General features: G+C 64.1%; 20 protein-coding genes, 1 tRNA gene and 1 pseudogene. 14 read left to right on the top strand and 8 right to left on the bottom strand.

Annotation, left to right across the window (positions count from 1 at the left end; translation table 11 throughout):
- On the bottom strand, positions 1-1,161 hold the full coding sequence (locus tag IVA75_RS12415; RefSeq protein ID WP_247285179.1) for a PHB depolymerase family esterase: 1,161 nt from the start codon (positions 1,159-1,161) through the stop codon (positions 1-3).
- Between the two features lie 141 nt (positions 1,162-1,302).
- Positions 1,303-2,715 carry an MFS transporter gene (locus tag IVA75_RS12410; protein WP_247285178.1) on the bottom strand — a complete coding sequence of 471 codons (1,413 nt, stop codon included), beginning with the start codon at positions 2,713-2,715 and terminating at the stop codon, positions 1,303-1,305.
- Between the two features lie 234 nt (positions 2,716-2,949).
- On the opposite strand from IVA75_RS12410, the gene IVA75_RS12405 reads away from it, so the two are divergent.
- Both IVA75_RS12405 and IVA75_RS12400 read left to right on the top strand, forming a co-directional pair.
- Complete coding sequence (locus IVA75_RS12405; RefSeq protein WP_027566064.1) at positions 2,950-4,185, top strand: LLM class flavin-dependent oxidoreductase; 1,236 nt, start codon at positions 2,950-2,952, stop codon at positions 4,183-4,185.
- A gap of 62 nt (positions 4,186-4,247) precedes the next feature.
- The gene (locus IVA75_RS12400; RefSeq protein WP_247285177.1) at positions 4,248-5,624 is read left to right on the top strand and encodes a cytochrome P450; all 1,377 of its coding nucleotides are present in this window, start codon (positions 4,248-4,250) and stop codon (positions 5,622-5,624) included.
- Positions 5,625-5,728: 104 nt separating this feature from the next.
- Here IVA75_RS12400 and IVA75_RS12395 read toward each other — a convergent pair.
- Positions 5,729-6,565: pseudogene (locus tag IVA75_RS12395) on the bottom strand (glucose 1-dehydrogenase); the annotation flags it as partial.
- Between the two features lie 195 nt (positions 6,566-6,760).
- Here IVA75_RS12395 and IVA75_RS12390 point away from each other — a divergent pair.
- From IVA75_RS12390 to IVA75_RS12345, 10 genes are all read left to right on the top strand, one after another.
- Positions 6,761-7,726 carry a sensor histidine kinase gene (locus IVA75_RS12390; RefSeq protein WP_247285176.1) on the top strand — a complete coding sequence of 322 codons (966 nt, stop codon included), beginning with the start codon at positions 6,761-6,763 and terminating at the stop codon, positions 7,724-7,726.
- A 208-nt stretch (positions 7,727-7,934) separates the two neighbouring features.
- The gene (locus IVA75_RS12385) at positions 7,935-9,671 is read left to right on the top strand and encodes an EAL domain-containing protein (protein WP_247285175.1); all 1,737 of its coding nucleotides are present in this window, start codon (positions 7,935-7,937) and stop codon (positions 9,669-9,671) included.
- A 218-nt stretch (positions 9,672-9,889) separates the two neighbouring features.
- Positions 9,890-11,074 carry a substrate-binding domain-containing protein gene (locus IVA75_RS12380; protein ID WP_247285174.1) on the top strand — a complete coding sequence of 395 codons (1,185 nt, stop codon included), beginning with the start codon at positions 9,890-9,892 and terminating at the stop codon, positions 11,072-11,074.
- 215 nt (positions 11,075-11,289) lie between these two features.
- The gene (locus IVA75_RS12375) at positions 11,290-12,081 is read left to right on the top strand and encodes an ABC transporter ATP-binding protein (protein WP_247285173.1); all 792 of its coding nucleotides are present in this window, start codon (positions 11,290-11,292) and stop codon (positions 12,079-12,081) included.
- The gene (locus tag IVA75_RS12370) at positions 12,078-12,800 is read left to right on the top strand and encodes an ABC transporter ATP-binding protein (protein WP_247285172.1); all 723 of its coding nucleotides are present in this window, start codon (positions 12,078-12,080) and stop codon (positions 12,798-12,800) included. Before IVA75_RS12375 ends, IVA75_RS12370 begins: the two co-directional genes overlap by 4 nt.
- A complete protein-coding gene (locus IVA75_RS12365) occupies positions 12,797-13,807 on the top strand; it encodes a branched-chain amino acid ABC transporter permease (RefSeq protein WP_027566072.1) in 1,011 nt (336 codons plus the stop codon). The genes IVA75_RS12370 and IVA75_RS12365 overlap by 4 nt, the downstream gene beginning before the upstream one ends.
- A complete protein-coding gene (locus IVA75_RS12360) occupies positions 13,804-14,889 on the top strand; it encodes a branched-chain amino acid ABC transporter permease (RefSeq protein ID WP_247285171.1) in 1,086 nt (361 codons plus the stop codon). The genes IVA75_RS12365 and IVA75_RS12360 overlap by 4 nt, the downstream gene beginning before the upstream one ends.
- Before the next feature lie 136 nt (positions 14,890-15,025).
- Positions 15,026-18,136 carry an EAL domain-containing protein gene (locus IVA75_RS12355; RefSeq protein WP_247285170.1) on the top strand — a complete coding sequence of 1,037 codons (3,111 nt, stop codon included), beginning with the start codon at positions 15,026-15,028 and terminating at the stop codon, positions 18,134-18,136.
- Position 18,137: 1 nt separating this feature from the next.
- On the top strand, positions 18,138-19,193 hold the full coding sequence (locus IVA75_RS12350) for a diguanylate cyclase (RefSeq protein ID WP_247285169.1): 1,056 nt from the start codon (positions 18,138-18,140) through the stop codon (positions 19,191-19,193).
- Positions 19,194-19,267: 74 nt separating this feature from the next.
- Positions 19,268-19,344 (top strand) — tRNA-Arg (locus tag IVA75_RS12345).
- 51 nt (positions 19,345-19,395) lie between these two features.
- Here IVA75_RS12345 and IVA75_RS12340 read toward each other — a convergent pair.
- A complete protein-coding gene (locus IVA75_RS12340) occupies positions 19,396-19,605 on the bottom strand; it encodes a hypothetical protein (RefSeq protein ID WP_007598219.1) in 210 nt (69 codons plus the stop codon).
- A gap of 122 nt (positions 19,606-19,727) precedes the next feature.
- Here IVA75_RS12340 and dinB point away from each other — a divergent pair, with 122 nt between their 5' ends.
- On the top strand, positions 19,728-20,831 hold the full coding sequence (dinB, locus tag IVA75_RS12335) for a DNA polymerase IV (RefSeq protein ID WP_247285168.1): 1,104 nt from the start codon (positions 19,728-19,730) through the stop codon (positions 20,829-20,831).
- Between the two features lie 115 nt (positions 20,832-20,946).
- On the opposite strand, the gene IVA75_RS12330 is transcribed toward dinB, so the two are convergent.
- Both IVA75_RS12330 and IVA75_RS12325 read right to left on the bottom strand, forming a co-directional pair.
- Positions 20,947-21,240 (bottom strand): hypothetical protein, encoded by a 294-nt coding sequence (locus IVA75_RS12330; RefSeq protein ID WP_007598221.1) that lies wholly within the window; start codon positions 21,238-21,240, stop codon positions 20,947-20,949.
- Positions 21,241-21,478: 238 nt separating this feature from the next.
- Complete coding sequence (locus IVA75_RS12325; protein ID WP_247285167.1) at positions 21,479-22,165, bottom strand: DNA-3-methyladenine glycosylase I; 687 nt, start codon at positions 22,163-22,165, stop codon at positions 21,479-21,481.
- Positions 22,166-22,384: 219 nt separating this feature from the next.
- On the opposite strand from IVA75_RS12325, the gene IVA75_RS12320 reads away from it, so the two are divergent.
- Positions 22,385-23,212: a metallophosphoesterase family protein gene (locus IVA75_RS12320; protein ID WP_247285166.1), complete on the top strand. Its 828-nt coding sequence runs from the start codon at positions 22,385-22,387 to the stop codon at positions 23,210-23,212.
- Here IVA75_RS12320 and IVA75_RS12315 read toward each other — a convergent pair.
- Both IVA75_RS12315 and IVA75_RS12310 read right to left on the bottom strand, forming a co-directional pair.
- Positions 23,151-23,636 (bottom strand): cyclic nucleotide-binding domain-containing protein, encoded by a 486-nt coding sequence (locus tag IVA75_RS12315; RefSeq protein ID WP_027566081.1) that lies wholly within the window; start codon positions 23,634-23,636, stop codon positions 23,151-23,153. The two genes, IVA75_RS12320 and IVA75_RS12315, sit on opposite strands and share 62 nt — an antisense overlap.
- A 57-nt stretch (positions 23,637-23,693) precedes the next feature.
- The gene (locus IVA75_RS12310) at positions 23,694-24,242 is read right to left on the bottom strand and encodes a GNAT family N-acetyltransferase (protein ID WP_247285165.1); all 549 of its coding nucleotides are present in this window, start codon (positions 24,240-24,242) and stop codon (positions 23,694-23,696) included.
- Positions 24,243-24,350 lie beyond the last annotated feature (108 nt).

Genomic DNA, 24,350 nt, shown 5'->3' with positions numbered 1-24,350 from the left:
TTATTTCATCAATCCCGCGGCGGTGAGCGCGCGCGTGATGATCTGGCCGAGATCGAAGCCGCGGGCGTCCTCGCGCTTCGGCTCGGCCGGCTCTTCGGCGACAGCGGCGCGGATCGAGCGGGCCAGATGCGGCGCGGACGAGCGGGCCGGCGTCGGCTCGGCCTTCTTCGCTGCGTCGGGGATCCAGCCGGTGAGGCCGAAGAATTTGGCGATGTGATAGGACGAGGAGATGCCGGCCTCGATCAGGAACGCGCCTTCCACGCCATAGCGCTGGTCGTTGTCGGCAAGGCCGAGCGGCGTGCCGTGGGCCATATCGGTGATGGCGTAGGACTCGACGAGAGTCTCGCCGTCCTTGTTCCACCAGGCCTGGCGCGGATAGCCGTCGATGTCAGTTTCCGCCATCGGCGCCTCAGGCAGATCGTGCAGGTCGAGCCATTGCTTGACTATCTCGTTGGCATTGCCGGGGTTGACGGTGCGATCGGCGCTGCCGTGCCACACCGAGATCCTGGGCCAGGGCCCGCGATGATCCGAGGCCCGCCGCACCAGATCGCCAAGTTCGCGCGCCGGCCGCTCCGGGGAATGAAACATGCCGTCGAGCGCCTCGCGCAGATTGGTCGCGATGCCGTAGGGAAGTCCCGCGATGACCGCACCGGCCGCGAAGACTTCGGGATAGGTCGCGAGCATCACCGACGTCATGCCGCCGCCGGCCGACAGGCCCGTGATGAAGATGCGGCGGGGATCGATGCGATGCGTCTCGGTCATATGCGCGATCATCTCGCGAATCGAGCACGCCTCGCCGCTGTCCCGCGCCGTGTCTTCCGGATTGAACCAGTTGAAGCAGGTGTTGCTGTTGTTGACGCGCTGCTGCTCGGGCATCAACAGCGCGAAGCCGTAGTGCTCGGCGAGCGTCGACCATCCGGCACCGAGGTCGTAGCTTGCTGCCGTCTGGCCGCAGCCGTGCAGCACGACGACGAGCGCGCGCGGCTTCTGCAGTTGCGGCGGCACGAACGCGAACAGGCGCAGATTGCCGGGATTGTCGCCGAAGCCCGTAACCTCTTGCAACGGACTGGACGCATCGGCGCTCCTGCCAAACTCGGCGAAGCGCAATCCGTCCAGCTTTGGCAGACGTCTCAAGAGATCGACATTTCTGGTTAACGACACGGCAACTCCTGGCAGGCGACGTTCAACGTCCACCCAAACCAAATAGTTGCTGCGGCGCAAAATAAAAAGACCGTGTGCTGTCGATGACGCGCTAAATCGCAGGAAAACCTGCAGAAATCCGCACGTATTAACCGCGATGCCTCAACTTCGTGCAGATGCGCGGCGCATCCACGCCAGGAATGCGGCGCAGATCATGATTAATGTCACGAACAGCGCGAGCGAGACGAGAAATCCTGCGCGCGCTGATTGCACGGCTTCGGCGGCAAAAAACACGGCGCCGATTGCGGCCACTCCGGCCGCATTTCCGATCTGCGCCGTGGTGCCGTAAATGCCGGAGGCAGAACCTGCGGCCACAGGCTTCACCGTCGAGAGCACCGCGGCGGACAGCGGCGCCATCACCAGCCCCTGACCGTAGCCGAAGACGATCATGGTGAGCGCGAGCAGGAGCGCGGACGGCGCATCGACAGAGAACGCGACAAGCGCGAGCGCCGCGAGGCCCGCGATCTGAAGCGCGCAACCTTCGATCAAGACCCTGGTGCCGCGATGACGCGCCCGTGCGCCGCTATGGCGCGAGGCCACGACGAAAGCGAGCGCGAGCGGAATGAAGGCCATGCCGGCCGCGAGCGGCGGGATTTTGAGCCCTCGCTGCATGAACAGCGTCATGACCAGATAGAACGAGAGATTGGCACAGAAGAAAAAGAACGCCGCGCCAAGGCCGCGCAGGAAAGCGGCGTCCGCCAGCAGCGAGAGATCGATCAGCGGCATGCCGCCGGCGCGTGCGACCGCATGCTCCAGTTTCGGGAATGCCAGGAGAATCACGGCGCCGATCGCCATCACCAGCCAGAGCCACGGCGCCCAGCCGACATCGTGACCGAGCAGCAGTGGACCGATCATGCACAGCAATCCGGCGAACAGGACGATGCCGCCCGCGATATCGAGCCGCGTGCCGGCGCGACGCGGCACCGAGGGCATGATGCGCCAGGCCGCAGCCGCGATGACGAGACCGCACGGCACATTGACGAAGAACACCGAGCGCCAGCCGGTGCCGGCGAGATTGATCGTGACCAGAAGACCGCCGAGCAGAAAGCCCGCGGCACCCGCGAGCCCCAGCGCGATGCCGTAGATGGCGAAGGCACGGTTGCGCTGTTCGTCGGTGAACAGGAGATGTAGCGTCGCCAGTACCTGCGGCACCATCAGCGCGGCGGAAGCACCCTGTGTCAGCCGCGCGACGATCAATTCCGCACCGGATTGCGCCAGTCCGCACCACAGCGACGTCAGGGTGAAACCGAGCAGGCCAGCCAGGAACACGTTCCTGGTGCCGTGAATGTCGCCAAGCCGGCCGCCGGTGACGACCAGCGTAGCATAGGCGATCAGGTAGATCGCGATGACGGATTCGATCTGCGCAGGCGATGCCTTCAACTCGACCGCGATGGTCGGAATGGCGACGTTGACCACGAAGGCATCGACGCCGAACATGAACTGGGCGGCCACGACAATCGCCAGCACCCACCAGCGACGCGACGTATCGAGGGGCTTTGTGACGGTTTGATGCATCGGCGCGCGACCTTTCGGATGTCGTTGCCGATCATCGCAGGCCTAATGCGGTGCCGCGATTACCTCGAAGGTAGGATGCCCGCGCGTTCCGCCACTCTCTGCGTGCCACGGAGAGGGAGACGACACACGCATGGCTGCATTCCGCCGCGCGGGACATCGCGCGATTGCGTTCGCTGTCTCCAGCACGTAGCTTCGCGCCACAAACAAGCAAAAAATCAAGCCGGAGAGAACGCCATGGCGCGCCTGAAGTTCGGAGCCTTCCTCGCCCCGCATCATCCGATCGGGGAGCATCCGATGCTCCAGTTCCGGCGCGATCTCGACCTGGTCGAGCAGTTGGATAGCCTCGGCTATGACGAGTTCTGGTGCGGCGAGCATCATTCCTCCGGCTGGGAAATGATCGCCTCGCCGGAGATGTTCCTGGCGGCGGCCGGCGAGCGCACCAAGCGGATCAAGCTCGGCACCGGCGTGGTGTCGCTGCCCTATCACCATCCCTACAACGTCGCGCAGCGCATGGTGCAGCTCGACCACATGACCGGCGGCCGCGCCATCTTCGGCTCCGGCCCCGGCGCGCTCGCCTCCGACGCGCATACGCTCGGCATCGATCCGATGACGCAGCGCGACCGCCAGGACGAGGCGATCGGGGTGATCCGCCGCCTCTTCAATGGCGAGCGCGTCACCGCGAAAAGTGACTGGTTCACCATGAATGACGCCGCGCTGCAGCTGCTGCCGTTGCAGGAGGAAATGCCGTTCGTGGTGGCCTCGCAGATCTCGCCCTCCGGCATGACGCTCGCCGGCAAATACGGCATCGGTATCATCTCGCTGGGTTCGATGACGACGCAGGGGCTGATGTCGCTGCAGCAGCAATGGCAGTTCGCCGAGGACGCGGCGAAAAAGCACGGCACCAAAGTCGATCGCGCGAACTGGCGCGTGCTGCTGACCTGGCACATCGCCGAGACCCGCGAGCAGGCCCGCCGCGAGGCCGGCGCCGGGCTGATGCGCTGGCACAACGAATATAATGTCGGCACGCTACAGCGGCCGGGCCTGACCGCGTTCGCCTCACCCGACGAGGCCGTGGACAAGACCGCTTTCGTCGACGGCGCGGCCTCCGTCATCGGCACGCCCGACGACCTCGTCAAGATGATCAAGAACGTGATGCAGGTCTCCGGCGGTGTCGGCGCCGTCATCGGCTTCGTGCACGACTGGGCCAACCCGGAGAACACGCGCCGGAGCTGGGACCTTGTCGCGCGCTACGTCGTGCCCGAGATCAACGGCTACATCGACGGCTTGCGCAAGTCGCAAAAATTCGTGATCGAGAACCGCGCGATCTTCGAACGCGCGGGCCAAGCCGTGATGGCCAAGATCATGGAAAACGAGAAGGCCGCCGAGGCGTTGAAGGTGACCGGCGCCGGCCGCGTGGCGATTCCAGCCGTCAATGCGCCGGATTTGCAGAAGGAAGCGGCGAAGCGGTAGCGCAGAGTCCTCGTCACGGATTGTGCTATGTTGGCCGGGTCTCGCCAACCGGAGCAATCGTCATGTCGATGCAGAATGTGGCCGCGCCTGCGCTCGGCTTCACTCCGCCCAAGCGCAACGAGCTGACCCACATCCCCGGCGACGAAGGCTGGCCGATCATCGGCAAGACCTTCCAGGTGCTCGCGGACCCTAAAGGGCATATCGAGGCGAACGGCGCCAAATACGGCCTGGTCTATCGCACGCATTTCTTCGGCGAGACCAATGTCGTGCTGCTTGGCCCCGAGGCCAACGAACTCGTGCTGTTCGACCAGCAAAAGCTGTTCTCCTCGACCCATGGCTGGAACAAGGTGCTCGGCCTGTTGTTTCCGCGCGGATTGATGCTGCTGGATTTCGAGGAGCACCGGCTGCACCGCAAGGCGCTGTCGGTCGCGTTCAAGTCCGGACCGATGAAATCGTATCTGAGCGATCTCGACTGCGGCATCGCCGCCCGCGTCGCGCAGTGGAAGGCCAAGCCCGGCGAGATGCAGCTCTATCCGGCGATGAAGCAGCTCACGCTCGATCTCGCCGCCGCGTCCTTTCTCGGCGCCGATATCGGGCCGGAGGTCGACGAGATCAACCGCGCCTTCGTCGACATGGTCGCCGCCGCCGTCGCCCCGATCCGCCGACCGCTGCCCGGCACGCAGATGGCGGCCGGCGTCAGGGGACGCAAGCGCATCGTCGCTTATTTCCGCGAGCAGATTCCGCTGCGACGCGGCAATCACGGCGGTGATGACCTGTTCTCGCAGCTCTGCCGCGCAACCCACGAGGACGGCGCGCTGCTCTCGGAACAGGACATCATCGACCACATGAGCTTTCTGATGATGGCGGCGCACGACACGCTGACCTCGTCACTGACCTCGTTCATCGGCGAGCTCGCGGCAAATCCCGACTGGCAGGACAAGCTTCGCGCGGAGGTCATGGCGCTGGGGCTCGCCCCCGATGCGCCGAGCAGCTTCGACGATCTCGAAAAGATGCCGCTGTCGGAGATGGCGTTCAAGGAAGCGCTGCGGATCAAGCCGCCGGTGCCCTCAATGCCGCGCCGCGCCATGCGCGATTTCACTTTCAAGGGTTTTTCGATTCCGGCCGGCACCGCGATCGGCGTCAATCCGCTCTACACCCACCACATGAAGGACATCTGGCCGGAGCCGGATCGCTTCGATCCGCTGCGCTTCACCGAGGAGGCCCAGCGCAACCGCCACCGCTTCGCCTGGGTCCCGTTCGGCGGCGGCGCGCATATGTGCCTCGGCCTGCACTTCGCCTACATGCAGGCCAAATGCTTCGCGCGGCACTTCTTGCAGAACATCGAGGTATCGCTCGAGCCCGGCTACAAGCCGGACTGGCAGATGTGGCCGATCCCGAAACCGCGCGACGGATTGCGGGTGCGGGTGAAGGCGGTGTGAGCATCGCAGTCGTCATTGCGAGCGAAGCGAAGCAATCCAGACTGCGTCCGCGGAAGCAGCCTGGATTGCTTCGTCGCTTCGCTCCTCGCAATGACGAAATTATCCGCCCCCTGATCGAACGCCTTGCGCAGGGCCACGTAGCCCTGCTGCTGCTGGCTCCAGTTGCGGCCGCCGGTCATCGCGCCGTCGATGACGAGGTCATGGCCGTTGATGAAGCTGGATTCGTCGCTGGCCAGGAACACCGCTGCGTGGGCGATGTCATCGGGAAGGCCGGCGCGCGGGATCGGTTGCGCGGTCTTGTAGACCTCGCGCATCACCGCCGGCGTCTTCTCCGCCGCGTCGGTCGAAAGCCCGAGCGCCTTGCCGAAAATGCCGGTCGCGATGGCGCCGGGCGAGATCGAGTTGACGCGGACGTTGGATTCGCCGAGCTCCATCGCCACACATTTGGTGAGGTGGATCACCGCCGCCTTGGCTGCACCATAGACCATCGACGACGAGAAGCCGGCCAGACGGCCGGCGATGCTGCCATTGTTGATGATGCTGCCAAAGCCCTGCTTCTTCATGTGGGGCGCGGCGTGCTTCATGCCGAGCATGACGCTGCGCAGCAGGGTCGCCCTCGCCGCGTCGAAGCGCTCGACCTCGAGGCCTTCGATGCCGCCGGTCTGCGCCGGGCCGCCGGCATTGTTGAACAGGCAGTCGATGCGGCCGAATTTGTCCACGGCGAGCGCGATCAGCGCCTGCATCTGCGCTTCGACCGTCACATCCGTCTGGCGGAAGACGCAATTCGGCCCGAGCTGCTTCGCCAGCGCCTCGCCTTCCGGTATGCGCCGGCCCGCGATCACAATTTTGGCACCTTCGGCAACGAAGACTTCAGCAGTGCGCAACCCGATCCCGCTCGTCGCGCCCGTGATCACCGCGACCTTGCCATCCAACCTGCCCATGGAATGTCCCTGTTTTCGAACCCCTTGACGCCAAATGGCGGACACCGATCTACGACGGCGCCGCGACAGTTGGCGCCGCAGCAGGCACTATTCCTGCCGGCTTCCGACAAGGCAAGCTTTGCTTGGGGCCGGCGACATGCGTAACATTCCTGGCGACCGCTCGATTGTCGAACGCATATCGCCACCGGATCGCGCATGGGGAAGCTGATCGACGAATTCCGCAAGGGCTGGCAGGGCGTGGCACCGCCATCGCTCGGCCTGAGCCTCGCGTTTGCGGTCGCCTGCCTGCTGGTTGCGACGCTGGCGCGCTGGGCTCTCGCCCATGTGCGGCCCGACGTCTATTTCACGCCGTATTTCCCGGCCGTATTTTTTGCGGCCGCGTTCGGCGGCTTCCGCATCGGCATCATCACGGCGCTGGTCGGCGGCGTGCTCGGCGTCGTCGTGAATTTTGGCGAGGCCCTTGCCGATAACGCGCGATTCGCCCTGCTGGCGCTCTATTGGGCGGTCAGCGCCCTCACCATCTGGGGCGTCGAGCATTATCGCTCGCTCCTTGTCGAGCAGCGCCGGATTTCCAGACGCCTGATCGAGGAGGAAGACTATCGCAAGCTGCTGGTCGACGAGCTCCAGCACCGGCTGAAGAACAAGCTGTCAACGGTGCATGCGGTGCTGCATCAAGTGTTGCACGATCAGCCGCAAATCTGGGCACGGATCGATCCGCGACTGCGGTCGCTTGCCGCGACCGACGATTTGATCTCGCGGATCGACAAGGCCGGCTGCGACATTCGCGACCTCCTGATCTCCGAGCTCGGCCCTTATGGCCATGTCCGCTTCACGCTCAACGGCGACCGGCTGTTCCTGCCGCCGAAGCTTGCGGTCACACTGTCCCTGATGTTTCACGAACTCGCCACCAACGCGGGCAAATATGGCGCGTTCTCCGCGCCACGCGGGTTGTTGCAGGTGTCATGGACCGTCAGCGACGACCGTCTGACCGTGACCTGGGATGAAACCGAGGGCCCGAGCGTCGACAAGGTCTCCGAGCCGGGTTTCGGCACCAAGCTGTTGAAGTCCGCGCTGTCGGCCTTCGACGGCAAGACGGAGGTCTCCTATCTCAGGACCGGACTTCATTGCACCATGCAATGCCGCATCCCCAAGGACGGTTAGACACGGCGCAACCGAAAGCCGTTCGCGCGCGTCGTTCGCGGTTTCGCCGGACGCGTTGACGCCCTGTTAATGACGATGGGCTGCGCGCGTCGCATCGCCGCAAAACACCACCGTAATTCTCCGGACCCCTTAACCAAACTTAAGAGGGAACCGCGCAAGATCGCGGCCATTGCAAAAGCGCGCTGAAACAACAAGATTCATGACTTCTATGAACGACAACAAATATTCCGGCGCGAGCGAAGCCGAACTCGGATTCCTCAAGGAAATCGTTAGAATGCTGCCTGCCGGCCTGACCGTGCAGGACGCGCAAGGCGAACTTCTCCTGGTCAACGATGTCGCGGCCGCCCAGCTCGGCATGGACGGCAGCCGCCCCTCGCGCGATCTCGCGTCCCGCCAGGAAGCCTGCCGGCAGGCTCTGAGCTCCGGCCGTGCGGTCGTCGCCGAGGAAGCGCTCCACGACGGAGCCGCACGCCAGGTGCTGCTGACCACCCACCGTCCGGTCCGCTTCGACGGACGTGAGCTGCTGATCTCGGCCTCCTCCGACATCACCGAGCAGAAGAATTTCGAGGACCAGCTGTTCCGCTCGGCCTATTTCGACGAGCTGACCGGCCTGCCCTCGCGGCGCGTGATCGAACATCGCGCCACCAGCCTGCTCGCGCAGGGTCGCGCCGGCGAGCGCTTTGCGCTCGCCTTTCTCGACGTCGACAATTTCAAGCACATCAACGACTATTACGGCCACGCGGTGGGCGATGCCCTGCTGGTCGAGCTGTCGAAGCGGCTTGGACGCGGCTTGCGCGACTCGGACATGCTGTCGCGCATCTCCGGCGACGAATTCCTGCTGCTGCTGTCACCGATCCAGAGCCCGGAGGAAGTCGCCGAGTTCATGCAGTCGACGCTGGAGCGGCTGACCGCGCCGTTCTTCATCGACAATTCGGAAGTGTTCGCCTCAACCTCCGTCGGCATCAGCCTCTACCCCGATCACGGAAGCAGCTTCGAGACACTGCGTCAGAACGCCGACATCGCGATGTACCGCATCAAGAATGACGGCAAGGGTTCGGCGGCCTTCTTCGACTCCAGCATGGAGCGCGAGGCGCTGGCGCGCATGAAGATCGAGCAGTCGCTGCGGCAGGCCATCCTCGAGAAACGCTTCTGCTGCGCCTTCCAGTCCAAGGTCGACATCCGCACGCAGGACGTGAAGGGCATCGAGGCCCTGGTGCGGCTGCGTGATGACGAGGGCGTGATCCAGGCGCCGGGCTCGTTCATCAATCTTGCCACCGAACTCGGGCTGATCGACGAGCTGACCCATCTCGTGCTCGCCGAGATCGTCAAGTCGATCGACCTGATCAACGAGACGTTCGGTGCGGAAGCGACCATCAGCATCAACGTCGCGGCCAAGCAGGCCGGCAACCCCGAATTCATGCGCAGCTTTGCCCAGGCGCTCGACGACACCGGCTTTCCGCAGCGCTTCATGATCGAGGTGACGGAAGACGCCTTCGTCGCCAAGAATCATTTCCAGGCCGAGATCCTGCCGATGTTCCGCAAGCTCGGCGTCGCCATCTCGATCGACGATTTCGGCACCGGCTATTCCTCTCTCTCGGCGCTGGCCGACATCACCGCGGACGAGATCAAGATCGACCGCTCCTTCATCACCGATATCCATAAGCGCCCGCGCAACCAGGGCATCCTGCGCGCGATCGAATCCCTGAGCGAAGCGCTCGGCATGACCGTGATTGCCGAAGGCATCGAATCCTACGAGGAGCTCGCCTACCTCCAGGCTGCGACCAAGATCCGTTACGCGCAGGGCTATTATTTTTCCCGGCCGATCTTCCTGGAGGAGCTGAAGCTCGCAACGCCCATCTCCAGCGAAGCACGCGCCAGCGTCACAAACCGCTCGACGCAACAGAACCGGCAGGGCTATTCCCGCGCGAACGGATATCGGCGGTAACCCCGGGCCTGATCGTTACTTTGCAAAGCCTGAGCAACCCGTTCCACGGGTGAGGTCATAATTGCATCTGCCGATTTCCTCGGCAGAAGCGATCCGGCGCGGCCGGGCCGGGACAATGTCACACATGCCCGTCGCGTGGTCTGCCGGAAGGTGGAATTGCAATGTCCGCACGGTTGTGCAAATCGCTATGGCCAAAGAATTCATCAGGAGGGACCACCGTGCGTCGATCGCTCATCTTAGCAACAACCATCCTCGCCCTCACCGCGAGCACCTCCGCACAGGCCGACGATCTCAAGGTCGCGCTGATCTACGGCAAGACCGGCCCGCTCGAGGCCTATGCCAAGCAGACCGAGACCGGCCTGCAGATGGGTTTTGAATACGCCACCAAGGGCACCATGACGCTCGACGGGCGCAAGATCGTTGTCATCACCAAGGACGACCAAGGCAAGCCGGATCTCTCCAAGGCCGCGCTCGCGGAAGCCTATCAGGACGACAAGGCCGACATCGCGATCGGCACGACCTCGTCGGCCGCGGCACTCGCGATCCTGCCCGTCGCCGAGGAAAACAAGAAGATCCTGATCGTCGAGCCCGCGGTCGCGGACCAGATTACCGGCGAGAAGTGGAATCGCTACATCTTCCGCACCGCGCGCAACTCGTCGCAGGACGCGATCTCGAACGCGGTCGCGATCGGCAAGCAGGGCGTCACCGTCGCGACGCTGGCGCAGGACTACGCCTTCGGCCGTGACGGCGTCGCCGCCTTCAAGGAGGCGCTCGGCAAGACCGGCGCGACGCTCGCCGCCGAAGAATATGCCCCGACCTCCACCACCGACTTCACCGCGGTCGGCCAGCGCCTGTTCGACGCGCTGAAGGACAAGCCGGGCCGCAAGGTGATCTGGGTGATCTGGGCCGGCGCCGGCAATCCGTTGGCAAAACTCCAGGACATGGATCCGAAGCGCTACGGCATCGAACTGTCCACCGGCGGCAACATCCTGCCGGCGCTCGCCGCCTACAAGGGCCTGCCCGGCATGGAAGGCGCGACCTATTATTTCTACGCGATCCCGAAGAACCCTGTGAATGATTGGTTCGTCGCCGAGCACCAGAAGCGCTTCAACGCGCCGCCGGACTTCTTCACCGCGGGCGGGTTCGCCGCAGCGATGTCCGTCGTCGCCGCCGTCACCAAGGCGAAGTCGACCGACACCGAGAAGCTGATCACGGCCATGGAAGGCCTGGAGTTCGACACGCCGAAGGGCAAGATGATGTTCCGCAAGGAAGACCATCAGGCGCTCCAGAGCATGTATCACTTCAAGGTCAAGGTCGATCCGAACGTCGCCTGGGCCGTGCTCGAGCCGGTGCGCGAGCTGAAGATCGAGGACATGGACGTTCCGATCAAGAACAAGCGCTAGGTGCTTCTCCAGCTCTCCCGCTTGCGGGAGAGGCCGGGAGACGGCTCTGTCCTCCTGGGGGTTCTCGATTGCGGAGACACCCTCTCAGTAGCCGATGCTCCGCATCGGCGTTCTTTCAAGAACGGCGGCCGTAGGCCGCCTGTGCCTCTCCCGCAAGCGGGGGAGGCAGCGCAGCGTGATCGCGGACAAGTTCTCCTCTCATCATTGCCAGACCCATGACGCTGACCCTCGAAACCCGCGACCTCACCATCCGCTTCGGCGGCCATGTCGCGGTCAACAGCGTCACCTGCAGCTTCCGCCCGGGCGAGCTCACCGCGATCGTCGGCCCGAACGGCGCCGGCAAGACCACTTATTTCAACCTGATCTCCGGCCAGCTCCGCGCATCGAGCGGCAGCATTCTGTTCGATGGCACCGACATCACCCAGCATTCCGCGCCGATGCGGACGCGCGCGGGCCTCGGGCGCGCGTTCCAGCTCACAAACCTCTTTCCGAACCTCTCGGTGGAGGAGAACGTGCGCCTTGCCGTGCAGGCCGCCAACGGCACTCACTACGACATGCTGCGGCCCTGGATGGTCCGCCGCGATCTGATCGCCCGCGCCGATGCTATCCTGGATCAGGTCGCGCTCGGCGGCCGCCGTGGCGTCGCCGCTACCGCACTGTCGCATGGCGATCAGCGCAAGCTCGAGGTCGCGCTGATGATGGCGCTCGAACCGAAGGTTTTCATGTTCGACGAGCCGACCGCAGGCATGAGCATCGACGAGGTCCCGGTCGTGCTGAACCTGATCGCGCAGCTCAAGCAGGACAAGAGCAGGATCATTCTCCTGGTCGAGCACAAGATGGACGTCGTCCGATCGCTCGCCGACCGCATCATCGTGCTGCATAACGGGCAGCTCGTGGCCGACGGTCCGCCGGCCGAAGTGATCGCGTCACCGATCGTGCAGGAAGCCTATCTCGGCGTCGCGCCCAAGACATCTGAAGGGAATAAAGTTGCAGGGGGTGCAGCATGACCGATCTGTTGAGGCTCTCCGGCGTGCACACCCATATCGGCCGCTATCACATCCTCCAGGGCATCGACCTCGCTGTCGCGCAGGGGCAGACCACGATGCTGCTCGGCCGCAATGGCGCCGGCAAGACCACGACGTTGCGCACCATCATGGGCCTCTGGCAGGCTTCCTCCGGCGAGATCAGCCTCGCCGGCGAGCGCATCGAGAGCCGTGCGACGCCCAACATCGCGCGGCTCGGCGTCGGCTACGTGCCGGAGAGCATGGCAGTGTTTTCCGACCTCACGGTGAAGGAGAACCTGGTGTTGGCGGCGCGCGCCGGGCCGCTCGATGACGCCCAGCTCGACTGGATTTTTGGCTTCTTCCCGGCGCTGCGCCGGTTCTGGCTATCGCGCGCGGGAAGTCTCTCGGGCGGACAGAAGCAGATGTTGTCGATTGCCCGCGCCATCGTCGAACCGCGCAAGCTCCTGCTGATTGACGAGCCGACCAAGGGACTGGCTCCAGCGATCGTGATGGCGCTGATCGAGTGCCTGAAGGAGATCAAGCGCAAGGGCGCCACGATCCTGATGGTCGAGCAGAATTTCTTTGCCGCCCGCGAGCTCGGCGACAACGTGCTGGTGATGGACAACGGCACCATCGTTCATCGCGGCGAGATGGCGGCCTTGGCCTCCGACGTGCCGCTGCAGGAGCGGCTGCTCGGCCTGAGCCTGGAGGCGCATCAATGACCGAGCTCGCCGCAACCGATCCGCTGCCGAAGCCGAAGCGCGACATCGCGCCGATCCTGCTGCCGATCGCCGTCGCCCTCGTGATGATCCCGCTGATCGGCTCCCCCAGCACCTGGCTGACGCTGACGGCCGCGAGCCTCGCGATGGGCATGATGATCTTCATCATGGCCTCCGGGCTCACGCTCGTGTTCGGCTTGATGGACGTGCTCAATTTCGGCCATGGCGCCTTCATCGCGGTCGGGGCCTATGTCGCGACCCTAGTGCTGGCGCCGTTCGCCGCTTCCCTCCAGGCGGATTCGCTGTGGATCAACCTCGCGGTGCTGGCGCCGGCGGCATTGCTGTCGATGGCGGTCTCCGGCGCGCTCGGCCTGATTGTCGAGCGGGTGCTGATCCTGCCCGTCTACGGCCAGCATCTAAAGCAGATCCTGATGACGACGGGCGGCCTGATCGTCGCCGAACAGACGCTGTATGCGGTGTGGGGGCCGCAGATCATCCCGACGCCACTGCCGACGTCGTTGCGCGGCTCCTTCATCCTCGGCGACGTCGCGATCGCGAAATACCGCGTGCTGGCGACGCTGATCGGCCTTGCCGTCTTCATCGCGATCCAGCTCGTGCTCAACCGCACCAAGCTCGGGCTTCTGATCCGCGCCGGCGTCGAGAACCGCGAGATGGTCGAGGCGCTCGGCTATCGCATCCGCCGTCTGTTCCTCGGCGTGTTCATGACGGGGTCGGCGCTGGCCGGCCTCGGCGGCGTGATGTGGGCGCTATATCGCGAGCAGGTCCACGCCTCCATGAGCGACGACCTCACCGTCCTGATCTTCATCGTCGTCATCATCGGCGGCCTCGGCTCGATCGGCGGCTGCTTCATCGGCGCGATCCTGGTGGCGATGATTGCCAATTACGGTGGCTTCCTGGTGCCGAAGCTCGCCCTCGTCTCCAATATCCTGCTGATGGTCGCCATTCTGATGTGGCGGCCGCGCGGCCTTTATGCGGTGACCAGCCGATGATGATCCTGTCAGGAGATCCGCCGCGCAGCCGCGTGCTCACGCTCGTTCTCGTCCTCATCATCCTGGCGCTGGTGGCGACGCCGTTCCTGTTCCCCGGGGCGAAGGCGCTGAACGTCGCGGCCAAGATCTGCGTCTTCGCCGCGCTGGTCGCCTCCTACGATTTGCTGCTCGGCTATACCGGCTCGGTGTCGTTCGCACACACCATGTTCTACGGGATCGGCAGCTACGCGATCGCGATCGCGCTGTACGGGATGGGCCCGAATTGGGGTGCGGTTGCAACCGGCATCGTGATCGGCCTGCCGCTTGCCGCACTGCTTGCACTTGCGATCGGACTGTTCTCGCTGCGGGTCGCCGCGATCTTTTTCGCCATGATCACGCTCGCGGTTGCATCCGCCTTCCAGGTGCTGGCCTCGCAACTGTCCTGGCTGACCGGCGGCGAAGATGGCCGCAGCTTTCAGCTGCCCGAGCTGCTCAGGCCCGGCACGGTGCTGATCTCCAGGAACGTGCTGGCATTCGAAGTCAACGGCCGCATCCTGACCTACTATCTGGTGTTCGCCATCTCGGCCCTGATGATCCTCGCTTTGCTGCGGGTGGTGAATTCGCCGTTCGGGCGCGTGCTGCAGGCTATCCGCGAGAACCGCTTCCGCGCCGAGGCGCTCGGCTTCCGCACCGTCTTCCACCTGAGCTACGCCAACTGCATCGCCGCACTGGTCGCCGCCGGCGCCGGCATTCTCAATGCATTGTGGCTGCGTTATGCCGGCCCCGATACCTCGCTCAGCTTCTCGATCATGCTGGACATTCTCCTGATGGTTGTGATCGGCGGCATGGGCACGATCTACGGCGCGATCATCGGCGCCACCATCTTCATTCTCGCCCAGAACTATCTGCAGGCGCTGATGGGCGTCGCCTCCAAGGCGGCGTCGGAAGCCGGTCTGCCGCTGCTGCCGGGGCTGTTGCATCCGGACCGCTGGCTACTGTGGCTCGGGCTGCTCTTCATCGCCAGCGTCTACTTCTTTCCGACCGGCGTGGTCGGACGGCTGCGCAATCTCGGCGGCGATAAGAGCGCGGGCAGCTCGCATTAACGCACGATTCATGATGCAGCGCGGCAGCTCGCTGGATGCGACTGCGATCACGCAACGAGATTAACGCTCAGGTAACTGGCTTTCCTAAGCTTTACGCCATTTGTGTGGTGTATCCCTGTCCCTTCAGGGAGGGGGAATGCGCCAGGTCTTTGCAAGGATTGCAGCCGGAATGTTCCTAGCCGCGAAGCACGGCTGGGAGGCAGCGATTCGGCGCGGACCGGTGCTGTGGCTCACTTTGTGCGGCGTGTTGCTGGTCGCGGGGATCTTCGCGGTGACCGCCATGGCCGTCGGCGAATTTCGCGAACGTACCCTGACCAACCGCGAACGCGAGCTGGAAAATACGGTACAGCTGATCGCGCGGCACTTCGATCAGCAATTCGAAGATTCCGACGTCGTCGCCGCCGACGTGATCGGGCAGATGAATTTGCCGGAGATCAGTTCGGCCGCGATGTTCCGCGAGCGCATGTCCGGACCCGCGACGAACCAGATGTTGCGGAGCAAGATCAGCTCCGTGTCCTATCTCGGCGACATCGCGATCTACGATGCCGACGGCGAACTGATCAACTGGTCGCGGGCCCAACCGCTGCCCAAGATCAACATCTCCTCGCGCGCCTACTTTCAGACCTTCAAATCGAATCCGATGGCCGAACCGGTGGCGCTGGAATCGGTCCGCAGCTTCATCATCGGCAAATGGACCACGGTCGTCGCGCGCCGGCTGAACGGCGTGGACGGCAGCTTCTTCGGCACGATGGTCCGCCGGATCGATCCGGACAGCTATCAGAACTATTTCGCATCCGTTGCGCTTGCGGAGGGCACGGCGATTTCGCTGTTCGACCGCAATGGCAAGATGCTGTCGCGCTATCCGCATGTCGAAGAGCTGATCGGCAGGGACTTCAAGGACGCGCCGCTGATGCGCAAGATGCTGGCCGAAGGCGGCCGGCACACCCTGCGCGTCAAGGGCCCGATCGACGGCGAGGATCGCCTCGGCTCCGGGGCCTCGCTTTCGCATTTCCCGCTGGTCATCGTCGCGACCAACACCACGAGCTCCGCGCTGGCCGACTGGCGGCAGCAGACCGGTTTCATGGTCACCACCGCCGCGCTTTCGGCCTCAGTGATTGCGCTGATCCTGTTCCTGATCGTTCGCCAGATCAACCGGCAGAACCGCGAGGCGCAGCAGCGGCTGGAAGCGGAGCGGGGCCGGCTCGACACCGCCCTGAACAACATGTCGCAGGGGCTGATCCTGTACGACGCCGCCGGCTACATCGTCACCTGCAACCGCCGCTACGCCGACATGTTCGGCCTCTCTCACGATGTCATCAAGCCCGGCTGTCACATCCGCGAGGCGATGTATCATCGCAAGGAGCGCGGCGCGTTCGACGGCGATGTCGAGGCATTTTGCGCCGAAGTCATGAGGATCGTCGCGGAAGGCACGGTCTCCACCAGAAGCCATCACTTGCCGAGTGGCCGCGCCTTTCAGGTCATCAACACTCCGCTCGCGCAGGGCGGATGGGTGGCCACGATCGAAGACATCACCGAGCGCCGCAAGCTGGAGCAGGAACGCGACCGCAACTACATGTTCCTGCGCGAGATCATCGATCACATCCCGTCGCAGATCACGGTGAAGGATGCTCAAACGCGGCGATATCTGCTGGTCAACCGGACCGCCGAAGAGCAATTCGGCCAATCAGGTGATCACATCGTCGGCAAGACTCCGTTCGACATGTACCCGGAAGCTACCGCCAGGGTCGTCACCGACGACGACAGCAAGGCGCTGAAGGCGGCCGAGGGATTGTTCAAGGACGAACATGCCTGGCAGAGCCAGGCCAAGGGGCTACGCTACATCACCTCGACCCGGATCCGAATCCGCGACGAATCCGGCGAGCCGCGTTACCTCATCAACGTCGTCGAGGATGTCACCGAACGGCGGCGCGCCGACGAGAAGATCGCGCATATGGCGCATTACGATGCGCTCACCGACCTGCCGAACCGGACGCTATTCCGCGAGCAGATCGAGCGCGAACTTGAGAAGGTCGGCGGCGGCAGCCAGTTCGCGCTACTCTATATCGACGTCGACGAGTTCAAGGGCATCAACGATTCGCTCGGTCATCACGTCGGCGACGAGCTTTTGAAGGGAATCGCGGCCCGCATCCGCGGCTGCCTCGGACAGGGCGACCTGATCGCCCGGCTCGGCGGCGACGAATTCGCGGTGATCCAGACCGGGATCGAGTCGTCCGCCGACGTGGTATCATTCGTGACGCGGATCTTCGAGGCGATCCGCCGGCCCTATCATTGCTTCGGTCATCAGCTCTCGACCGACGCCAGCATCGGCATCGCGATGGCGCCGCAGGACGGCACCGATCTCGACCAGCTCATCAAGAATGCCGACCTCGCGATGTACGGCGCCAAGGCCGAGGGACGCCGCACCCACCGCTTCTTCGAGCCGGAGATGGATGCGAGCGCCAAGGCGCGCCTGAGCCTGGAGCAGGATCTGCGCCAGGCCCTGGTGAACGGCGGCTTCGATATCCACTATCAGCCGCTGGTCGACCTGCGCACTAACGATGTCACGGGTTGCGAGGCGCTGCTGCGCTGGCGGCATCCCGAGCGCGGCATGGTGTCGCCGGCGGAGTTCATCCCGATTGCCGAGGACACCGGCCTGATCAACGAGCTCGGCGACTGGGTGCTGCGCATGGCCTGCAACGAGGCCGCGACCTGGCCGGCGCATGTGCGCGTCGCGGTCAATGTCTCGCCGGTACAGCTCAAATGCGACACGCTGGCACTGCGGATCGCCGGCGCGCTCGCGGATTCCGGACTTGCCCCGTGCCGGCTCGAGCTCGAGATCACCGAGGCCGTGCTGATGCGCGACGACGAGGCGGCGCTCTCGATCTTGCACCAGCTCCGCGCCATCGGCGTGCGCATCGCGCTCGACGATTTCGGCACCGGCTACTCCTCGCTCAGCTATCTGAAGCGCTTTCCGTTCGACAAGATCAAGATCGACCGCTGCTTCGTCGCCGATATCGCCGAGACGAGCGGCGCGCCCGTGATCGTGCAGGCGGTGGTGAACATCGCCGCCGCCAGCAACATGACCACGGTCGCGGAGGGCGTCGAGACCGAGGCGCAGCGCGAGATGCTGCGCGCGCTCGGCTGCACGGAGATGCAGGGCTATCTTTTCAGCAGACCGAAGCCGGCCAGCGAAGTGCGACAGCTGTTCGGTCCGAGCCATGCTTTGCCGGTGGCGGCGGTGGCCTGACATGGCGAAGCCGGGGAAAACGTCAGCCAAGACAGTCGACGTTGCGGATTCCTATGCCGTGCGGCTGATGCAGCATCTGGTGGTGCCGACCTTCGTGATCGACCCCAAGCGCCGCGTGGTGATCTGGAACAGAGCCTGCGAGCGGCTGACCGGCGTTGCCGCCTCCGAGGTGATCGGCACCAATAAGCACTGGCAGGCTTTCTACGAGACCAGGCGCCCTTGCCTCGCCGACCTTGTCGCGCTCGACCGCCCTGAACAGCTTCCGGAGTTCTATTCGGAGTATGGCGCGCGCGGCCATAACGGGCTCGGCTTCAGTGCCGAGAACTGGTGCGTGATGCCGAAGCTCGGCAGCCAGCTCTATCTCGCCATCGACGCCGGCCCGATCCACGACGAAGCCGGCCATCTGATTGCGGTGGTGGAGACGCTGCGCGACCTCACCGACCAGAAGCGCGCCGAGATGGCCCTGAAGGAGCTTGCCACCAAGGACGGGCTGACCGGCCTGTCGAACCGTCGCGCGTTCGACCAGATGCTGATGAACGAATGGGCCCGCGCCCAGCGGACGCAGAAGCCGATGGCGCTGCTGTTCGTCGACGTCGATCATTTCAAGCTGTTCAACGACCGCCACGGCCATCAGAGCGGCGACGAATGCCTGCGCGCGGTCGCGTCCGTCGTCAGCCGGCATGCCGTGCGCCCGCTCGATCTCGCCAGCCGCTATGGCGGCGAGGAATTCGCGCTGATCCTGCCGGACATGGATTGCGATGCCGCCTGCGTCATCGCCGACGAGATCCGCTGCGCCGTGATGGCTTTGCGGATCACCCATGGCGCCGTCGGGGCCGGTGACCGCGTCACCCTCAGTGTCGGCGTCGCCAGCCACATTCCCGGCGAAACCGACGACAGCCCCGACCGGCTGCTGGGCGCGGCCGACCAGGCGCTCTATGCGGCCAAACGGCTCGGCCGCAACCGCGTCTTGTGCTCCGAACGGCTGCTCGCCGAGTTCGCCAAGCTCGGGCGGGACGGCGTCCCGGTTCCTGGCAGCGCGGGCCGTAAATCAGCCTAGCCCAAATCAGCCTGGCAGGAGACGGCGGAAGCGGTTGCCCGCCCCTCGCCAATCGGCTAAATGAACCTCGACTAGCACCCGTAGCTCAGCTGGATAGAGCGTTGCCCTCCGAAGGCAAAGGTCACACGTTCGAATCGTGTCGGGTGCGCCAGTCTCTTCCGATGCAGGCCGGAATCATCGCCTGCTCAGCGCGCGCCCACGCTCAATTCAGCATCGAGATGATCGCCTGGACCTGGTCGGAAGCCGACGTGACCAGGCCATCGTACGACGTCTGGCCGTGTGCGGCCGCCTTCAGGATGCATTCGGCTACAGCCGCCTTCAGGCCGAAGACCGACTGATCGGGCGGCACGCTGGCCATCACGGCCTCCAGCGCCTGACGCATCGTTCGAATGAGTTCGGAGCTGTATTGCATGGGCTGTCCTCCGCGACCTCATATTAGATCGCATGCCCAGGCTTGCCACTCACAAGCCTGAGATTGCTCGGTGAATCACACATCACCTCGCGCTTCTAATCCCTCAATTGTATCATCTTGCCATGAGCGAATCCGACACGGTGGCCGGCGAGGCCTCGCCCGTCCGCAAGATCATCCATATCGACATGGATGCCTTCTACGCGTCCGTGGAACAGCGCGACAATCCGGACCTGCGCGGCAAGCCCGTCGCGGTCGGAGGCTCCGCGGAACGTGGCGTCGTCGCGGCCGCCAGCTATGAGGCCCGCCAGTTCGGCGTTCGCTCCGCCATGCCATCGGTGACGGCGAAGCGGCAATGTCCCGATCTGGTCTTCGTCAAACCGCGCTTCGAGGTCTACAAGGCAATCTCTAGGCAGATCCGCGACATCTTCGCGGAGCATACCCCGATCATCGAGCCCTTGTCGCTCGATGAGGCCTATCTCGACGTGACCGAAAACCTGCAAGGCATCCCGCTGGCGCGCGACATCGCACTCAAGATCCGCGAGAGGATCAAGGCCGAGACGGGCCTCAACGCTTCGGCCGGCATCTCCTACAATAAATTTCTGGCCAAGCTCGCCTCCGATCATCGCAAGCCCAACGGTCAGTTCGTGATCTCACCGGAGATGGGACCCGCCTTCGTCGAGACCCTGCCCGTCGGAAAATTCCATGGGATAGGCCCGGCCACGGGCGCGAAGATGAACGCGCTCGGCATGTTCACCGGTCTCGATATTCGTCGTCAGACGCTCAAGTTCATGAATGCCAATTTCGGCAAGTCGGGCGCCTATTACTACTGGATCTCGCGCGGCGTCGACGAACGGCCGGTCCGGGCCAACCGCGTCCGCAAGTCCATCGGCGCGGAGACCACGTTCTCAAGCGATCTCACCGAATTCGATGCACTGGTCCTCGAGCTCAAGCCGCTCGTCGACAAGGTGTGGCGCCATTGCGAGGCGACGGGCAGCCGTGGCCGCACCGTCACCTTGAAGATCAAGTTTGCCGACTTCGAGATCATCACGCGCAGCAGGTCCGCTCTTTCGCCGGTTGCAGGCCGGGACGATCTTGAGCGGCTGGCTTGCGGCCTGCTCGAAGTCGAGATGCCGCTGCCCAAGAGCGTCAGGCTGCTGGGGGTCTCGCTGTCGTCCCTCCAGGCCGGGAACGATGCGGAGCCGCCGCAGCTGACTCTCGGCATCTGAACCAAACTGACGGGCTTTCGGCGGACGCAGACAGCCGCGCAGAGCGCGCTCGCGGCGCGAATCTACGATGGCGGGTTTTCAGACTCGCCACCGAAGGTCGATCCGCCGGGGCCGATCAATGCCTCACGTGCTCGAACACCACGATCACGCCCGTTGGCTCGGGCTCATGCGCCATCAGGCGCGTCAGCTCGGAATCGCCCCAATCGGCGAGGCTGACGACTTCGCCGCTCTGGCGCTCGGTGCCGGGCGGCGCCGTGGGCTCGACGACCTTCAGCCCGGTCTCATCGACGAAGAAAGTGTGCTCGCCGAACATGCTGTTGAGCTGCGGCATGGCGGGATGCTCGTCGGGCAGCACCTGAGCGCCGAGCTGGTTGACGGTCTGCTTCACCTGTTCGGATGTGAGCTTCATGAGCTGCTCCGTTTTTTGTCGTCGGTTTCATTGAGCTGAGCCAAAGCGAGCGTTCCCTGCGCCTATGTTCGCCTGGCCCAATCTCCCGAACAGGTGCTGCGCACAAATGTTCCGGAGAAATGCATTTCGTGATCGCGTGTCGCGTCTGCCGCGCTTGTGGCACCAGATCGCCACAGGATGCACATGATTCGACATCCCAAGAGCCGAATTCCAAGCTGAATTCCAAGAGCTGAATTCGCTACTCGCTCCTGTTCTCGCCAACCGACAGCGCGCAGATGCGTGACAGATATGTGTAGGACAGTCCGGTCTCCTCGGCCCAGGCGTTGAACTGCGCCTGCACTTTTGCCAGATCGCCCTTCGATTTGACCTCTTCGGCGATGTCGAGACCGGCATCGCGTAGGCACGCCACGACGTCCCTGGACGTCACAAAGCCGTCCCAGCCGACGAACCGCAGCAGCATCTGGCCGGTATTGCCACCCAACCGGCTGCCGCGCTTGCTCAGGAGATCGAGCAGGCCGATCTGGTCCGACGGCGGCCACTTCGCCAGAAACCGGCCGAAGCTGCCGTGCTCTTTTGCGATCTCCTGGACGAAGGCCGCGTTGTCGCGCACCGACATGATCTTGGCACCGTTGCGCACGATGCGCGCGTCGCGCAGCAGGCCCTCCCAATAATCCTCGGGCTGGAAGGTGAGCTTGGCCGGCTGGAAACGCAGGAAGGCGTCTTCGAACCCCTCCCATTTCGTCTCGATCACGCTCCAGGCAAAGCCGGCACAAAACACACGCTTCGTCATCTCCGCGAGGATACAGTCGTCGCCGCGTTTGGCGAGGCCCTTCAGGTCGGGCTTTCCGGGCATCAGCTTTTCGAGCGCCTTGGGCCCCCCTTTGCGTTTTTCGGCGCGCGCACGAATGGTCTTGAAGGAGGTCATGGGAAGACGAGTTGTTGGGGACAGGAGTTGTTGAGGATACGCCACGACATCAGAATTCGATGATCCGGTCCAGCCCGGCGACGCTTCGATGCTTGCACCCGCGGATGCGCCGCAGCATACTGCCCGCATTGAATTGGCGAGAGATGCGGCTGGTCTGCTTCTTGCGTTCAGATATTTTGCAATCCCTGAGCATTTTGACGTCTCACCCCTGGATTTCCGATGCGCTGCCTGGTCGTGGCCGACCTGCACTATTCGCTGCCTCAGCTCGACTGGCTCGTCAGCGCCGCTCCGCAATTCGACCTCGTGATCTTCGCCGGCGATGCGCTCGACATCGGCTCGATGGTGGATTTTCGCGCGCAGATCGTGGTGGTGAAGAAGTACCTCGCCCTGCTCGCCGCGAAGACCCGCGTGATCCTCTGCTCCGGCAATCACGACCTCGACGAGCGCAATGCGGAAGGCGAAAAGATCTCGCGCTGGATCTCGGAGGTGCGCGAGTTGGGGATTGCCTGCGACGGTGACAGCCTCACCGTCGGCGAGACGCTGTTCACGGTGTGCCCATGGTGGGATGGGCCGCTGGTCAAGCAACGCCTCGTCGCGCAGCTCGCCGCCGCCGCGGCCGGCCGGCCGCAGCACTGGATCTGGATCCATCACGCGCCGCCGGCGAATTCACCGACGAGCTGGGGCGGCAAGCGTTTCTTCGGCGACGTCGAGCTGGTGCAATGGATCATGCAGTACCAGCCCTCGATGGTGATCTCGGGCCATGTGCATCAATCGCCGTTCATTACCGATGGCTCGTGGTTCGACCGGCTCGGCCAGACCTGGGTCTTCAACACCGGTTTGCAACCCGGCCGCCCGCCGACATACATCGTGCTGGACCTCGATGCCGACAGGGCGTTCTGGCTTGCGGCCGGCGAGGCGCAATGGATCGATCTTGGCGCGCCGCTGCAGCGGCCCGCCGCTCCGATCGAGGCGCCGCCCGACTGGCTCACATTCTTGGATCGGATTGCCGATCCGAACCTGGCGAGACCTCGAGCGGCGGCAGGTTGATCATGCTCTGGAGCACCTCGCCGACCATGGCCAGATGCGTGCCATGGCCGGCATATTGCTGCTTGAGATCGGCGAGATAGGTGTTGGCAACATTGAGCCGCTGCGCCAGCATCTTGGCGATCAGAAGTGCCACGCCCGCCTCCTGCCTGAGGAACGAGGCGGCGTCCTCGAATTCGTAGACGACGGAATCGGAGCAGGCCCGTACGGTCGCAGTGTGCGGCTGCCCCAGCAGCACAGACATTTCACCCAGCACCGCACCGGGCTCGGTTACCGTGGCGACCACCATCTCGCCCTTGAGCACTTCGAGCTTGCCCTGCATCAGCACATAGAGATGACCGGTGGTGCCGCCTTCGGCGACGATCAGCGTGCCGGCCGCAACCTGCCGCTCCGTCCCACCGGTGCAATAATCCAGAACTGCGCGCATCCGACCAAAGCTCCGTCGCAGGGAGATACTAGGGCACGATCGGCGTCGCGCGCTTGCTCAAATTTGTGGCAAGCCGCGCACCCGCGATAGACGCTTGGCGAGATGGACCGACTGCCAGTCTCCGAGACCGGTGTCCTCGAACCCCGCTTTCTTAGCAAGGCCGCGCATCTCGGCGTTCACGCGCGCGGTCTCGGCTGCAATCATCTCGTGACCGAGATCGCTCGCGCGCCTCTCCATCGCCGTCATCATCTGGAGGCCGACGCCCTGGCGCTGAAAGCCATCGGCAACAGAGATGGCGAAATCACCATGCCGCGCAGCCGCATCGTAGGCGTATCTGGTTTCGCCGATGATCGTGCCTTGCCCCTCCTGCCTGATCTCGGCGAGCAGGGTGAAATGACCGGGATGGCTGGTCCTGGCGACGCACTCGGCCGCGACCACGGCAATGTCCGCCCGCGCGCCCATGAAGCGCTTGTTGCGCGATGTCGCGGAGAGGCTCGTGAAATAGATCGAGAGGCTCTCGACATCGGACGCGCTGGCGGGCCTGATACGGACCGTGGCGTGGGCTTCGGCTGACTCGACAACGGCATCCAGCAATGACTGTGACATCCGCGAGGCTTTCGGCAGGTTGCATCGAATGCAGACCTAGCCGAGACCGCGCGCTTAACGCTTGGACGGTGCTGCCAATCTTGCGGCCGAAAACGAACAGTTTCGTTG

The sequence above is a fragment of the Bradyrhizobium sp. 134 genome, from assembly GCF_023074155.1.
GTDB lineage: Bacteria > Pseudomonadota > Alphaproteobacteria > Rhizobiales > Xanthobacteraceae > Bradyrhizobium.
This window is presented reverse-complemented; position numbering and strand designations above follow the sequence as displayed.

Excerpts from the sequence above, each read along its gene's own strand:
- IVA75_RS12320 (WP_247285166.1), top strand. The coding sequence starts at position 22,385 with ATGCGCTGCCTGGTCGTGGCCGACCTGCACTATTCGCTGCCTCAGCTC.
- IVA75_RS12315 (WP_027566081.1), bottom strand. The coding sequence starts at position 23,636 with ATGCGCGCAGTTCTGGATTATTGCACCGGTGGGACGGAGCGGCAGGTT.
- IVA75_RS12375 (WP_247285173.1), top strand. The coding sequence starts at position 11,290 with ATGACGCTGACCCTCGAAACCCGCGACCTCACCATCCGCTTCGGCGGC.
- IVA75_RS12405 (WP_027566064.1), top strand. The coding sequence starts at position 2,950 with ATGGCGCGCCTGAAGTTCGGAGCCTTCCTCGCCCCGCATCATCCGATC.
- IVA75_RS12325 (WP_247285167.1), bottom strand. The coding sequence starts at position 22,165 with ATGACCTCCTTCAAGACCATTCGTGCGCGCGCCGAAAAACGCAAAGGG.
- dinB (WP_247285168.1), top strand. The coding sequence starts at position 19,728 with ATGAGCGAATCCGACACGGTGGCCGGCGAGGCCTCGCCCGTCCGCAAG.
- IVA75_RS12400 (WP_247285177.1), top strand. The coding sequence starts at position 4,248 with ATGTCGATGCAGAATGTGGCCGCGCCTGCGCTCGGCTTCACTCCGCCC.
- IVA75_RS12330 (WP_007598221.1), bottom strand. The coding sequence starts at position 21,240 with ATGAAGCTCACATCCGAACAGGTGAAGCAGACCGTCAACCAGCTCGGC.
- IVA75_RS12365 (WP_027566072.1), top strand. The coding sequence starts at position 12,797 with ATGACCGAGCTCGCCGCAACCGATCCGCTGCCGAAGCCGAAGCGCGAC.
- IVA75_RS12310 (WP_247285165.1), bottom strand. The coding sequence starts at position 24,242 with ATGTCACAGTCATTGCTGGATGCCGTTGTCGAGTCAGCCGAAGCCCAC.
- IVA75_RS12370 (WP_247285172.1), top strand. The coding sequence starts at position 12,078 with ATGACCGATCTGTTGAGGCTCTCCGGCGTGCACACCCATATCGGCCGC.
- IVA75_RS12385 (WP_247285175.1), top strand. The coding sequence starts at position 7,935 with ATGAACGACAACAAATATTCCGGCGCGAGCGAAGCCGAACTCGGATTC.
- IVA75_RS12360 (WP_247285171.1), top strand. The coding sequence starts at position 13,804 with ATGATGATCCTGTCAGGAGATCCGCCGCGCAGCCGCGTGCTCACGCTC.
- IVA75_RS12390 (WP_247285176.1), top strand. The coding sequence starts at position 6,761 with ATGGGGAAGCTGATCGACGAATTCCGCAAGGGCTGGCAGGGCGTGGCA.
- IVA75_RS12340 (WP_007598219.1), bottom strand. The coding sequence starts at position 19,605 with ATGCAATACAGCTCCGAACTCATTCGAACGATGCGTCAGGCGCTGGAG.
- IVA75_RS12350 (WP_247285169.1), top strand. The coding sequence starts at position 18,138 with ATGGCGAAGCCGGGGAAAACGTCAGCCAAGACAGTCGACGTTGCGGAT.
- IVA75_RS12355 (WP_247285170.1), top strand. The coding sequence starts at position 15,026 with ATGCGCCAGGTCTTTGCAAGGATTGCAGCCGGAATGTTCCTAGCCGCG.
- IVA75_RS12410 (WP_247285178.1), bottom strand. The coding sequence starts at position 2,715 with ATGCATCAAACCGTCACAAAGCCCCTCGATACGTCGCGTCGCTGGTGG.